This window comes from Companilactobacillus versmoldensis DSM 14857 = KCTC 3814 (genome assembly GCF_001434295.1).
GTDB lineage: Bacteria > Bacillota > Bacilli > Lactobacillales > Lactobacillaceae > Companilactobacillus > Companilactobacillus versmoldensis.
Genome location: NZ_AZFA01000001.1, coordinates 43,692 through 57,049 on the forward strand (window position 1 = coordinate 43,692; position 13,358 = coordinate 57,049).

General features: G+C 37.6%; 15 protein-coding genes. 13 read left to right on the forward strand and 2 right to left on the reverse strand.

Going from position 1 to position 13,358, the window contains the following annotated elements; translation table 11 throughout:
• Positions 1-31: 31 nt before the first annotated feature.
• A complete protein-coding gene (gene yidC / locus FC27_RS00225; RefSeq protein ID WP_010623706.1) occupies positions 32-1,033 on the reverse strand; it encodes a membrane protein insertase YidC in 1,002 nt (333 codons plus the stop codon).
• 56 nt (positions 1,034-1,089) lie between these two features.
• Positions 1,090-1,365 (reverse strand): acylphosphatase, encoded by a 276-nt coding sequence (locus FC27_RS00230; protein WP_010623705.1) that lies wholly within the window; start codon positions 1,363-1,365, stop codon positions 1,090-1,092.
• 60 nt (positions 1,366-1,425) lie between these two features.
• On the opposite strand from FC27_RS00230, the gene FC27_RS00235 reads away from it, so the two are divergent.
• The 13 genes from FC27_RS00235 to FC27_RS00290 all read left to right on the forward strand — a co-directional run bounded on the left by FC27_RS00235 (position 1,426) and on the right by FC27_RS00290 (position 13,332).
• Positions 1,426-2,187 (forward strand): TrmH family RNA methyltransferase, encoded by a 762-nt coding sequence (locus tag FC27_RS00235; RefSeq protein WP_010623704.1) that lies wholly within the window; start codon positions 1,426-1,428, stop codon positions 2,185-2,187.
• Between the two features lie 271 nt (positions 2,188-2,458).
• Positions 2,459-3,505 (forward strand): phenylalanine--tRNA ligase subunit alpha, encoded by a 1,047-nt coding sequence (pheS, locus tag FC27_RS00240; protein ID WP_010623703.1) that lies wholly within the window; start codon positions 2,459-2,461, stop codon positions 3,503-3,505.
• 1 nt (position 3,506) lies between these two features.
• Entirely contained in the window at positions 3,507-5,915 is a 2,409-nt protein-coding gene (pheT, locus tag FC27_RS00245; protein ID WP_010623702.1) for a phenylalanine--tRNA ligase subunit beta, read from the forward strand.
• A gap of 52 nt (positions 5,916-5,967) precedes the next feature.
• Positions 5,968-7,116, forward strand: coding sequence for an endolytic transglycosylase MltG (gene mltG, locus FC27_RS00250; RefSeq protein ID WP_010623701.1), 1,149 nt, complete (start codon positions 5,968-5,970; stop codon positions 7,114-7,116).
• A 128-nt stretch (positions 7,117-7,244) separates the two neighbouring features.
• Positions 7,245-7,721 carry a transcription elongation factor GreA gene (greA, locus tag FC27_RS00255; RefSeq protein WP_010623700.1) on the forward strand — a complete coding sequence of 159 codons (477 nt, stop codon included), beginning with the start codon at positions 7,245-7,247 and terminating at the stop codon, positions 7,719-7,721.
• Positions 7,722-7,785: 64 nt separating this feature from the next.
• Complete coding sequence (locus tag FC27_RS00260) at positions 7,786-8,082, forward strand: HesB/YadR/YfhF family protein (RefSeq protein ID WP_010623699.1); 297 nt, start codon at positions 7,786-7,788, stop codon at positions 8,080-8,082.
• A 26-nt stretch (positions 8,083-8,108) separates the two neighbouring features.
• Positions 8,109-10,223 carry a peptidoglycan D,D-transpeptidase FtsI family protein gene (locus FC27_RS00265; RefSeq protein ID WP_010623698.1) on the forward strand — a complete coding sequence of 705 codons (2,115 nt, stop codon included), beginning with the start codon at positions 8,109-8,111 and terminating at the stop codon, positions 10,221-10,223.
• A gap of 80 nt (positions 10,224-10,303) precedes the next feature.
• A complete protein-coding gene (rpmG, locus tag FC27_RS11540; RefSeq protein ID WP_010623697.1) occupies positions 10,304-10,453 on the forward strand; it encodes a 50S ribosomal protein L33 in 150 nt (49 codons plus the stop codon).
• Positions 10,454-10,499: 46 nt separating this feature from the next.
• Entirely contained in the window at positions 10,500-11,057 is a 558-nt protein-coding gene (locus FC27_RS00270; RefSeq protein ID WP_010623696.1) for a 5-formyltetrahydrofolate cyclo-ligase, read from the forward strand.
• A complete protein-coding gene (locus FC27_RS00275) occupies positions 11,058-11,729 on the forward strand; it encodes a rhomboid family intramembrane serine protease (RefSeq protein WP_010623695.1) in 672 nt (223 codons plus the stop codon).
• Positions 11,722-11,955 carry a YqgQ family protein gene (locus FC27_RS00280; RefSeq protein ID WP_010623694.1) on the forward strand — a complete coding sequence of 78 codons (234 nt, stop codon included), beginning with the start codon at positions 11,722-11,724 and terminating at the stop codon, positions 11,953-11,955. Before FC27_RS00275 ends, FC27_RS00280 begins: the two co-directional genes overlap by 8 nt.
• On the forward strand, positions 11,952-12,914 hold the full coding sequence (locus tag FC27_RS00285) for an ROK family glucokinase (protein WP_010623693.1): 963 nt from the start codon (positions 11,952-11,954) through the stop codon (positions 12,912-12,914). Before FC27_RS00280 ends, FC27_RS00285 begins: the two co-directional genes overlap by 4 nt.
• Positions 12,915-12,942: 28 nt before the next feature.
• Positions 12,943-13,332, forward strand: a complete 390-nt coding sequence (locus FC27_RS00290; protein WP_029508106.1) for a rhodanese-like domain-containing protein — start codon at positions 12,943-12,945, stop codon at positions 13,330-13,332.
• The last annotated feature ends 26 nt before the right edge of the window (positions 13,333-13,358 follow it).

The window sequence follows — 13,358 nt, forward strand, 5'->3', positions numbered from 1 at the left end:
TCAGTGTCCTTTTTTATTTGAATCAATTAAATTATTTATCGTCATCTGTATGTTGATGTTGTTGACGACCTTGATTCATCTCACGAATGCTCTTGTGTAAATCACTGCGAGATTCGTTATCAGAATTGTCATCTGATGATGAATTATTATTAGAGCTGCCTGAATTAGCCATCAATTTTGCAATTGACTTTTCGGTTACAACCACCTTAACTGGATGCTCAGCTAAATTAGCGTCAGCTTGTTTCTTGATCCGTGGCATGATCACGTAGTTAGTGATCAATTGTTGAATCAAAATAACTACACCACCGACTAGGAAGTAAAGTGCTAGGGCAGCTGATGAGACCATTGAAATGAAGAAAGTGATCAAGGGGTTCATCAGAAGCATTGTTTGCATTTGCTTTCTTTGTTCTTGTGGAACAATCTGTAGTGAAAGCCATGATTGAATGATGTAGAAGACTGTCGCTACAAGAGCAATGATCAAACTAGGTTTTCCAAGAGGGATCGTCATGAATGTTGCGACACCAATTTCTTTGGAATATTGCACGGCTTGGTAAATGGCAATCAAGATTGGCATTTGGAGTAATAGAGGCAAACAGCCAATACCACCAGTTAAACTGATATTGTTTTGTTTGTATACTTCCATCATTAGTTGACTGATTTTTTGCTGTGTTTCAGGATCTTTAGCTTCCTTTTGCTTAGCTTGGATCAGCTTTAATTGCGGTTGAACAGCACGCATCTTTTCCTGTTGAGCAGTTGATTTGTACTGTTGATTCAGTGACAACGGTAAAAGCAACAATCTTACGACAAAGGAAATAATCACAATACCCCAGGCATACGCATCACGACCACCAACGAATTCAGCAGTCGATAGGATCAAGTTTTGGAATGGTGTTCCTAACCACTTGTAAATGAATCCATAGGGGCCGCCAGTAGGAGCATGTTGGACACCACTCTGGGCACAACCTGAAAGGACGACCGCAAATATCACGATCAGTGATAAAACGGAGGCGTATTTCAAAATTTTCTTATTCAATTGTAAACCACCTTTTAAAAATCATATAAACAATATACGTTAAGTTATAGGGCGTTTCAACCAATGACCGTAAACTTTTGGTAATTCTTTAAGTTATCTGAGAAATCATAATCAACCGTTTTTACCTTAGCAAAAGGGGAAGGTGATTGACGGATCTTTTGCAGAAATGAATACAATTTCATTTCATCGCCTTCCGCCTCAATCTTGACCGAGCCATCCATTTCATTTTCCACAGTTCCAGTCACCTCAGAATCTGCTGCTACTTGAACAACTGAATAACGAAAACCAACGCCTTGAACCAGACCATAAACATGTATTGATAGATGTTTCATAAAAATCACTCCGATTATAATATGTTACTCTAATAGTATAAAACAAGAAGGAAGAAAAGCATGAAATATATTGAATCCAAGAAGAACGAAGAAATAAAGCAATTCAATAAATTAAACAAGACCAAAGAAATCAAAAAAACTGGAACTTATCTGATTGAAGGATTTCATTTAGTTCGTGAAGCTGACCAAAATGATCAAAAAATTGTTACGATCTTAGCCACCGAAAATCATCAAGACGATCAACTGATCAAAAAGTATTATGATCAAGCAATTATTATTTCTGATGATATTGCTGAGCAGTTGTCAGAAACTAAGACTCCTCAAGGAATTTTTGCAGTCATAGAGGTTCCTGAACGAACAGAAGTCACACAATTGACTGGTCAGTGGGTCTTCTTAGCCAACGTTCAAGATCCCGGAAATGTCGGGACGATTATTCGAACCGCTGACGCAGCTGGCTACGATGGTGTCATCACGAGTCTAGATACAGCTGATATCTATCAACCAAAAGTTCAAAGATCAATGCAGGGCAGTCAGTTCCACTTACCGATCTATCGCATGGATCTCACTAAGGCACTCGAATTGGCGAAAAAATCTCAATTGACTGTTTATGGTTCAGAGGTGAATGCTGAAGCTGTTCCCTATAATACTTTGGAAAAAGTAGAAAACTTTGCCTTGATCATGGGTAATGAAGCTCATGGATTAAATCAGGCCACTTTGAGTGCGACCGACAAAAATATTTACATTCCGATCAAAGGTAAAGCTGAATCATTGAATGTCGCTGTTGCAGCGGGTGTCTTAATGTACGGTTTACAATCGTTTTAGGCTTGCAAAACTTTTCTGCTTTTGTATAATATGTGTCATATGAATAAGTAAGTCAACATTGATGAAAAATAGTAATCAGGATTATTTATGACAGGAAGGGCCACTGACTGAGAAAGGCCTAATAGATAATTTGATGAATTCACTTTCTGAGTTGCTAAGCTAAGTTACTTTATAACTTCTTGAGTGCACACTTTTTGTGTGAACTAGGGTGGTACCGCGAGTCCTCGTCCCTTTTTTGGGAGAGGATTTTTTTTATTTTAGGAGGTCGAAGATGTCATTAAATGATAGATTAAAAGAACTTCGTGAAAACGGAATTAATGATGCAAAACGTGCACAGCATTTACAGGATTTAAATGATTTAAGAGTTCAATTGTTAGGTAAAAAGGGACCAATCACTCAAGCATTACGGGGGATGAAGGATGTTCCTAAGGAACAACGCCCTGAAATTGGTACTTTAGCTAACAATGTTAAAAAGGATATTCAAACAGCAATCGAAAGCAGGATCGAAGAAGTCAACAAACGGATCATTGCTCAGAAGTTGCAAGAAGAAACGCTTGATGTGACTTTGCCTGCTCAATCGCATGAGGTTGGTACCAAGCATATTTTGAACCAAACAATTGAAGATATCGAACAATTCTTCATCGGATTGGGTTACGAAGTAGCACCAGGATATGAAGTCGAAGAAGATCATTATAATTTTGAACGTCTAAATATTCCTAAGGATCATCCTGCTCGTGATATGCAGGATACGTTCTACATCACTAATGAATTATTGATGAGAACTCAGACTTCTGCTCAAGAGGGACGAGATATGGATGCTCATGACTTCTCTAAGGGCCCTTTAAAAATGATCTCACCCGGTATCGTTTACCGTCGCGATGATGATGATGCCACACATTCACACCAATTCCATCAACTTGAAGGATTGGTTGTTGATAAGAATATCAGTATGGCTGACTTGAAGGGAACTTTAGAAGCTCTTTGCCGTCACGTCTTCGGACCTGATCGTGAGATTCGTTTCCGTCCAAGTTTCTTCCCATTCACTGAACCGTCAGTTGAAGTTGATGTTTCTTGCTTCAATTGTGGCGGTGAAGGTTGCCGTATTTGTAAATATACTGGTTGGATCGAAGTTTTAGGTGCCGGCTTGACACATCCAAATGTTTTGGAAATGTCTGGTATTGATTCGAATGTCTATAGTGCATTTGCTTTCGGATTAGGACCTGAGAGATTTGCCATGTTGAAATACGGTATCGATGATATCCGTGATTTTTACACCAATGATGTCAGATTCTTAGAACAATTCAAAGGAGTAAATTAGTATGAAAATTTCTATTGATTGGTTAAAGGAATATATTCCAGTCACCCATACAGTTGAAGAGATTGCCAATAAAGTCTCATTAACAGGTATCGAATCCGCCCCAGTTGAATTGGGAACAGATCTTTCAAATTTGGTCGTTGGACATATTACATCACTCAAGCCACATCCAGATTCAGATCATTTGAATTTGTGTCAAGTCGATGTGGGTCAAGCAGAATATATTCAAATCGTTTGTGGCGCACCAAATGTAGCTGAAGGTCAATATGTTATCGTCGCACTTGATGGAGCAAACTTACCTGCTGGTAAAGAAATCAAAAAGGGTGCCATCAGAGGACAAGAATCTAACGGAATGATTTGCGGATTAGATGAACTCGGTGTCGAAGAAAGTTTAGTGCCAAAAGCCTTCCAGAAGGGAATTTATGTCTTTCCAAGTGTTGAAGAGCCAGGTGCTGATGCTAAAGAATTATTGGGCTTAAATGATCAAATGGTCGATTTAGATATCACACCAAATCGTGCCGATACTTTAGGTATGCGTGGAGCTGCTTGGGAAATCGGTGCTACTTATGATGAAAAACCAGTCTTCAAAGATCCAGTGATCGATGATAGTAAAGTTGAAGATGATGATAACTTAAAGATCAACATTGAAGCTGACGATTTAGTCCAAGACTATCTGGTAAGAACCATCAAAAACGTTCAAGTTGCTGAGAGTCCACTTTGGATTCAAAGACGTCTTTGGAATCAAGGAATCCAACCTGTTAATAATATTATCGATGCAGCAAATTATGTCATGATCGAATATGGTGAACCGATCCAAGTTTATGATTTGGACAATTTGACTGATGAAACCATCTCAGTAGAAATGGCAACTGACGGTCACAAACTTAATTTGGGCAAAGATGATACTAAAGATCTCAACCATGATGATCTTGTTATCAATTCTGGTGATCAAACACTTGGATTGGCTGGGGTTGTAAACGGTACTTCTGCACAAGTAGATGATGATACGAGAAATATTTTGATTGAGAGTGCTGTTTTTGATGGTACTTCAGTCAGAAAAGCTGCCCAGAGACATGATTTACGTGGAGACGCTTCAAACCGTTTTGAGAAGGGCGTAGATACTGGAGCTGTTGAAATCTCTTTGAATCGTACTGTAGAATTGATTGCTTCAATCACTAAGATTCAAAGTATTTCTCAAGTGATAGTTGGAAAACAGACACCGGCAGAACCGACTGTTATCAAGGCTTCGATCGATCATGTTAATCGGTTGATGGGCATCACTTTGTCAGCTGATGAAATGATTGGTATTTTAGACCGTCTTGGTTTCTCGACGGAACAAAATGGTGATGAACTGACCGTTACTATTCCTACTCGACGTTGGGACATGAGTATTGAAGCGGATTTGATTGAAGAGATCATGCGGATTTACGGATATGAGAACTTGCAAGGTACTTTGCCTTCTGGAAATGAGACTCTCGGTGGTTATACGCCACAACGTGAGTTCATCAACAAATTGAAGAATATTTTGTTGAGTGAAGGTATGGATGAGACAATTAACTTTGGCCTTGTCAGCAAGCAAGAAGCTCGTGATTTTAATTATATTGATTCTGAATACACCCGTGTTCTTCATCCGATGACTGAAGATCATGAATTTCTGAGAACTAGTTTGATCCCAGGATTGATCAAAAACGTCGCCTATAATAAGGCTCGTAAGAATAGTGATCTGAGTTTGTTCGAGGAAGGTCGGATCTTTGATCGTGAATCTGGTCATGATCGTCCTAAGGAAGTTGAATATATCGGTGGTATCATCACTGGTAAAGTTGGAACTGATTCCTGGAATACCTCTGCTAAAGAAATTGATTTCTATGATGTTAAAGGTATCGTTGAAGAATTGTTAAGTTTCGTTGAATTAGATTCTGAAGTTGAATACAGGGCTTCTAAAGAAATCGGCAATCTTCACCCTGGTCAAACAGCGGCAATTTTATTTGATGACCAAGTTATGGGGTATGTTGGTAAGATTCATCCTGAATATCAATCAGCTCACAGTATCGATGATGCGTTCGTCTTTGAATTGAATGTTGATAAATTATTGGCTCAACCAAAGAAAAACGTTAAAGCAATGAGTGCACCTAAATATCCAAGCGTAACTCGTGATTTAGCTATTTTAGTTGCCAAAAATATTACTAGCGGTGAAATTGTTAAACAAATCTTTAATGATGGTGGCCAATACTTGAAAGACGTGAATATCTTTGATGTTTATCAAGGCAGCAACATCGAAAATGGCCATAAGTCACTCGGATACCATTTGATTTTCCAGAATTCTAATGATACATTGACATACGATACTGTTGAAAAAGCATTTACTCAAATTAAGACTGGTTTAATTAATAAATTTAACGTCGAAGTCAGATGATGAGTTTGAAGAAATGGTATAATTTTAATAAATCTAACCGGGAGGCTGCATCTTGAGCCAAAAAGATGAAAAAAAAGATGCACTAAAACGTGAATCTAAAGAAAAGATTTCGACTCGTGCACGTGAACGATCTGTTGCGAACCACATTGCTTATTGGATCTTTGGTGTAATTGCTGTATTAGCAGTGATTGTTGCAATTATTGGCTTTAATTACGTTAATAGTTCACTTCAACCTTATAATTCAAATAGTAAAGAAGATATTGTCGTCAAGATTCCTGTCGGATCATCCAGTAAGGAAATTGCTAAGTCACTAGAATCAGACAAAGTTATCAAGAGTGCAACTGTCTTCAACTATTACATCAAGGCACATAATTATACCGATTTTCAAGCCGGTTACTATACTTTCAAACAATCGATGTCGATGAGTGATATCGTCAATCAATTGCAAAAAGGTGGTACCGCTGAACCAACTGGGGATGCTCACAATAGGGTCCTAGTTCGTGAAGGTGTAACGATTGATCAAATTGGTGATCAAATTCAAAAAACGACTAAATTTAAAAAGTCTAACTTTTTGAAGTTAATGAAAGATAAAAGTTTCTTAAATTCGTTAGCTAAGAAGTATCCACAATTGTTGTCCTCTTCGATGAAGAAAAATAATGTCAGATATCATCTTGAAGGTTATCTCTATCCAGCAACATATGGAGTCTTCAAAGGAATGACATTGAAACAATTAGTTACGCAAATGGTCGAAAAGGAAGATTCAGTCTTACAGCCTTATTATTCACAGATCAAGGCTAAGGATATGACGGTCCAGCAAGTATTGACCATTGCTTCATTAGCTGAACGTGAAGGTGTTACTCAAAAAGATCGTAAAAAGATCGTCGGAGTGTTCTATAATCGATTTGATGCGGATATGCCAATTCAATCTGATATCTCTGTAATGTATGCCTTGAACACACATAAGAAAGAATTATCGAGAAAAGATGTTAAGGTCAAATCGCCATATAACCTCTATAAAAATAAAGGTTATGGACCAGGGCCATTCAATTCACCTAGTCTGCAATCGATCCAAGCAACCTTGAATCCTTCTGATAGAAGTAAAGGTTATCTATACTTCTATGCTAATCTGAAGACTGGGAAAGTTACATACAGTACTAACTTCTCACAACATCAAAGTGGGTATAATTCAATCAGTCAATAGTGTAAAATATAAAATAATTCAAAATCGTCATCTAACCAATCCGGTTAGATGACTTTTGAAATTTATGATAGGCCAGGAGACCTTTTATCTCCACGATAAAGAATTAATGATTTATGGAGGAACGAACAATGGCAGAAAAAAATTATCCAATGACAGCTGAAGGAAAGAAAAAGCTGGAAGAAGAATTAGAAGATCTTAAAAAAGTTAAACGTCCGGAAGTAATTAATCGAATCAAAATTGCTCGTGGCTTCGGTGACTTGTCAGAAAACTCTGAGTATACATCTGCAAAAGATGAACAAAGTGTTGTAGAATCACGTATCTCTCAAGTTACAGAGATGATCCAATATGCTAACGTTGTTGACACTGATGAAGTTGCTAACGATGAAGTTTCGGTTGGTAAGAAGGTAACAGTTCAAGAAGATGATGATGACCCAGAATTTTACACAATCGTCGGTTCAGCTGAATCCGATCCAGATAATGGGATGATCTCCAATAATTCACCAATTGCTCAAGCTTTGATTGGTAAACATGTCGGTGATGCTGTGACTGTCCAAACACCAGCTGGAAGCTATGTTTTGAAGATAAAAACCGTAGATGTTGCCTAAAGAAAACGTTTTCTGTTAAGCTTAGTCTGTGTAAATTTTAAAAATTATCAACGGGGTGAGCTTGATGAAAATAATTATTAGTGATGATGCTGCAAAATGGTATCAAGACAATGTCGATCTAAAACCAGGTGATGGTATTAGATTTTATGGCAAAGTTTACGGGAAAACTATGGTTCACGAGGGTTTTTCAATCGCATTTAGAAAAGAAGAGCCAACAAAACCAGTATCAAGCACTGAAGTTAATGGAATTACTTATTTTATAACTGACAATGATACTTGGTTCTTTGCTCGTTATGATCTAGATGTGGAATACGACTCAAAAACAGATAGTCCTGAATATATTTTTAAATCAAATGAATAAAGATTTAATATTTTGAAGGGAAACCTATGAAGAGAATACTCGAAATAATAAGAAAAAGAACAGGTAGTCAAGCGAAGTCTACTATTCCCTTTCGTTTAAACCTGCTTTTTTTTATTGTCTTTGCATTGTTTGCCTTATTAGTTGGACAATTAGCATATTTGCAAATCGTCTATGGTGGTAAGTTTACAGCAGAGGTTGATAGAACAGATAAAACTGTTATGCAGGGAAGCGTTCCGCGAGGGATGATCTATGATTCTAAAGGAAGGCTCCTAGTCGGTAATTCGACTGAAAGTGCCATTACCTACACTAAGAGCTCTGGCGTTAAGTCGAGTGATATTTACCAAATCGTTAATCGTTTGACGAAATATGTAAATATCAAAGCAGGTAATTTAAGTGACCGTGATAAGGCAGATTATATTTTAGCTGCACCTGGTAAGTCTGCCAAAGTTGCTAAACAAATGCCAAAGTCATATCGTCAAGATTCTAATGGGAATCAACTGTCATCTAATAAGACATACGCTAATGAAGTTAAATACATTGAAGAACAAGGGATTCATTTAAGCAAATCTGATAAAGCTAAGGCAACTGCTTATAAGAAAATGAGTTCAGCTTATTCTTTGGCAACTGTTTTCGTGAAAGATAAAGGACTGACATCAAAAGAAATTGCGCAAGTCAGTGAACATTTAACCGAATTACCTGGTGTAAACGTTGGTACTAACTGGAATCGTGCTTACCCTCAAGGTAGATCCATCGCAAGTATCATTGGTGGTGTTTCTACTGAGCAACAAGGTATTCCTGATGATGAATTAAATACCATGTTGGCAGCCGGATATTCACGGAATGACCGTGTTGGTACTAGTTATCTTGAAAAGAGTTATGAATCGATTTTGGCTGGTACCAAGAGCCAAAAGCAGGTTGAGATCGGTTCTAATAACCAGATCAAAAATAGTAAAGAAATTTATGCCGGCCAAAAGGGTGGCAATTTGAACCTAACGATTGATTCGAAATTCCAAAAGAAAGTTCAAAAGACTTTGAATACTCAGTTTGCTGCTGCTAAATCGGCTGGTATCACTCAGTATTCAGATGGTGCTTATGCTGTGGCAATGAATCCTAAGACAGGTGCAATTTTAGCTATGGCTGGTGTTAAAAATAATACCAAGACCGGTAAGACCACTGAAGATTCTTTAGGCGTTATTAATCGTACCTTCGTAATGGGTTCTGCTGTTAAGGGTGCAACTGTTTTAGGTGCATTGATGGATGGGGTCATCACCCCAGAAAATAATACCTTGCCTGATCAGCCAATTTATTTACCTGGTACACCAGTTAAGAAGTCTGTTTATCCAATTGGTACATACAGTTCCTTGACTGCCCAGAAGGCTCTAGAAGTTTCTTCCAACGAATATATGATGGCTTTAGCAATGAAGGAAGCTAACGCTAAATATACGCCGCATTCATACATTCATATGGATTCGGATATCTTCCAAAAGATGCGTGGTTATTTCAACCAATTTGGTTTAGGTGTTAAAACCGGGATCGATATTTCCGGTGAAACCACTGGTATCGAAGGTGCCACTCATAATTCTGGTGGTTCATTGAAAACTGGTTCTGCACTTGATTTATCCTATGGTAACTATGATGCTTATACGTTGATTGAAATGGCACAATATATTTCAACTATCGCTAATGGTGGTTATCGGATGGAACCTTACATTGTCCAATCGATTCAAAAGACGAAGAACAATGGTAAAAAGGGTGCTATTGAATCCGTTACACAACCGAAAGTCTTGAATCGTGTCGGTTTTACTAATGATGAATTAAAAGTTGTTAAAACTGGTATGTATAATGTTACTCATGGTTCAGATGGTTGGACGACAGGTACCAGACTAAAAGATCTGACTCCATCAGTATCGGCTAAAACTGGTACAGCTCAATCATTCTATTACAATCCGGATGATCCAAATAATAGTGATCCACCATCAACTATTACAACTAGTTTAGTTTCATATGGTCCTTCAAAGGATCCTAATATAGCGATGGCCATCGTTTTCCCTAACCTAACTTCAGAAAACGGTAGTTATCCTCAATTAGTTGCACATCAGATGTATGAAGACTATTATAAGATGACGGGTCAAAGTAAATAGTAAATTGACTCTTTTAATATAGCCGAAAAAATGCTATATTTAATAAGTTGAATTTAGTTAAATGAAAGGATGTTCCAGTAATGAGAGTAAATATAACTATGGAATGTACTTCATGCCATGAACGTACATATCTAACAAGCAAAAGCAAACGTAACAGTCCTGACCGCTTGGAATTAAAGAAGTATTGCCCACGCGAACGTACAGTTACGTTGCATCGTGAAACAAAATAAACAACAGGTATAATTCCTGTTGTTTTTTTTTACTGGAGGTGGCGTCTTGGATAAAGTAAGTTTTAGGAAGGAACAAATTGAAACAGTTAGCAAATTTATGAAAACTGAACAAGCTCAAAAAGAGATCAATCAGATTTATTTGCAACTTTTCGATGATCCTAGCTTTCAAGTTGCTCAATCAGTTGGGATCACTTTGAGTGTTGATAATGAGATCCCAACTTTTCCTATCATTAACAGATGTTGGGAATCTGGTAAAAAAGTTTATGTACCAAAAACTTTTTCCGATTATTCAATGACTTTTGCACGTTATGATGCTAATACGGAATTAGTCGCTAGTACTTTAGGGGTGAAGGAACCTAAGGATTACCAAGCTGATACTTTAGATCCACCAGAGTTGATTATCGTTCCTGGAATTGCATTTTCCGAGGAAGGGAATCATCGCTTAGGATTTGGTTCAGGTTATTATGATCGTTACTTAGCTCAACACCCAACAAAAACAATTGCCTTAGCTGTGTCTAGACAATATTTTGTTAAAACACCATGGCCTGTTTATACCTTAGATCGGCCAGTTGACCAAATAATTTCAGTAGCAGAGGAGAATTAAATGTCATTTCGACGTCGAGATCCTTTTGTAACATGGGCATTATTGGTGTTGATCGCAGTTGTATTTTTACTAGAGTCACTTGCCGGTGGCTCGACCAATCTCCAAACACTAGTCAATTTTGGTGCTAAGATCAATTACTTAGTTCAGGATGGTGACTGGTGGCGCCTGTTCACACCAATATTTTTACATATTGGTGTGCTCCATATTTTAACAAATGGTGTAACATTGTATTTTGTAGGTACAATCTTAGAACCGTTGATTGGACATGTCAGATTTTTAGTGATCTTTCTACTTAGTGGGATCACAGGGAACCTAGCGAGCTTTGCCTTTGGTAGTGCCAATAGCATTTCCGCTGGAGCTAGTACTTCTTTGTTTGGCTTATTTGCAGCCTTTTTGGCACTAGCTTTAATATATCGGGAAAATAACTTTCTCGGCCAAATGGGTAAAACCTTTTTAGCTTTGATCATTATTAATCTACTTCTAGATTTTGCAATGACCGGTGTTGATATTTGGGGCCATTTAGGTGGCGCTGTTGGTGGTTTTCTCCTCGGGATCGCACTTGGCTTACCAGGAATAAGACGTCCTAATATGATCATACGATTGATTTCCTTAGCTTTTTGTTTAGTGATATCGTATTTTATGTATTCAAAAGGTATGGCTGTCTATGGATAACAAAAAAAGTTTCAGAACTCTTTACGATGTTCAACAATTACTGAAACGGTTCGGTACTTATGTTCATTTAGGAAAAAGGCTCTGGGACATTGAACTCATGTCAATTGAGTTAAAAAATATCTATCATAATCAAATGATAGACAAACAAACATTTATCAATGCTCAAATGGTTCTAAAATCTGAGCACAGAAAAGAAGAAAAAAAAGAAGAGGAACGATCAAAGTGACAGATAAAAAGTTAATCGGTGTTGACCTTGGTGGTACAACAATTAAATTTGCTATTCTCACAACTAAGGGTGAGATCCAACAAAAATGGAGTATCGAAACTAATATTCTTTCTGATGGTCAATTGATCATTCCTGATATTATTGATTCGATCAATCATCATATCGATATGTATGAAATGAATAAGGATCAATTTGTTGGGATTGGTTTGGGCTCACCAGGTAGTATCCATTTTGCTGAAGGAACTATCAAAAATGCCTTTAATTTAAATTGGCAAAAAGAAGTGTTCCCTGTTCGTGATATCGAAAAGGGTACAGGTATTCCTGTAACAATCGAAAACGATGCTAACGTAGCTGCACTTGGAGAAAGATGGATGGGCGCTGGTGATAACGCTGATGATGTTGTCTTTGTTACACTTGGTACCGGAGTTGGTGGTGGTATCATTGCCAATGGTAATATCCTTCATGGTGCTGGTGGTGCCGCCGGTGAAATTGGTCATGTCACTGTTGATCCTAATGGTTTCATGTGTACTTGTGGTAAGAGAGGCTGTTTAGAAACAATTGCGTCTGCCACTGGTATCGTGCACGTTGCCCGTGATCGTGCTTCTGAATACGCTGGAAGTTCACAATTAAAGGCTATGTTAGATGATGGTCAAGATATATCTGCTAAAGACGTTTTTGATTTAGCTAAAGAAGATGATGACTTGGCAGTTATCGTTGTTAACTATGTATGTGAATCATTAGGCTTTGCCTTAGCCAATATCGCTAATTCATTGAATCCTAAATATGTCATTATTGGTGGTGGAGTTTCCGCTGCCGGTAAGTTCTTGACTGATAAAGTGGATGCTGCTATGCAAAAGAATGAATTTTCGACAATTAAAGCTTCAACACAGTTAAAATTAGCTACCTTGGGTAACGAGGCTGGTGTTATTGGAGCTGCTTCATTGATTAAAGTTGATTAGAGGGATGTATTAGATGCAGGTTGTAAATATCATATTGTACATAATCATTATTGCAATTTTCTTATATTGGGGAGGCTCTTGGCTTTATTACCGTTATCAAGGTAAAAAGTTGAACGGATCGATTCCTCAAACAGAGTTTGAAGAAACAATGAGAAAAGCTCAAATTGTGGACTTAAGAGAGAAAAATAATTTTGATTCTAAGCACATTTTGGGTGCACGAAATTTACCATATTCTCAATTGAAATACGTTGAAGGTGAGTTGCGTCCAGATTTGCCGGTCTACTTATATGATGAACGTAAAAATATCTGTGTCCGTGCAGCACTCAAGTTAAAAAAATGGGGCTTCACAGATGTTAAATGGTTGGACGATAGATTTTCCGATTGGACTGGAAAAACTAAGAAAACTACAAAATTATAAACAATATTAAGAAGCTAAGACATTGG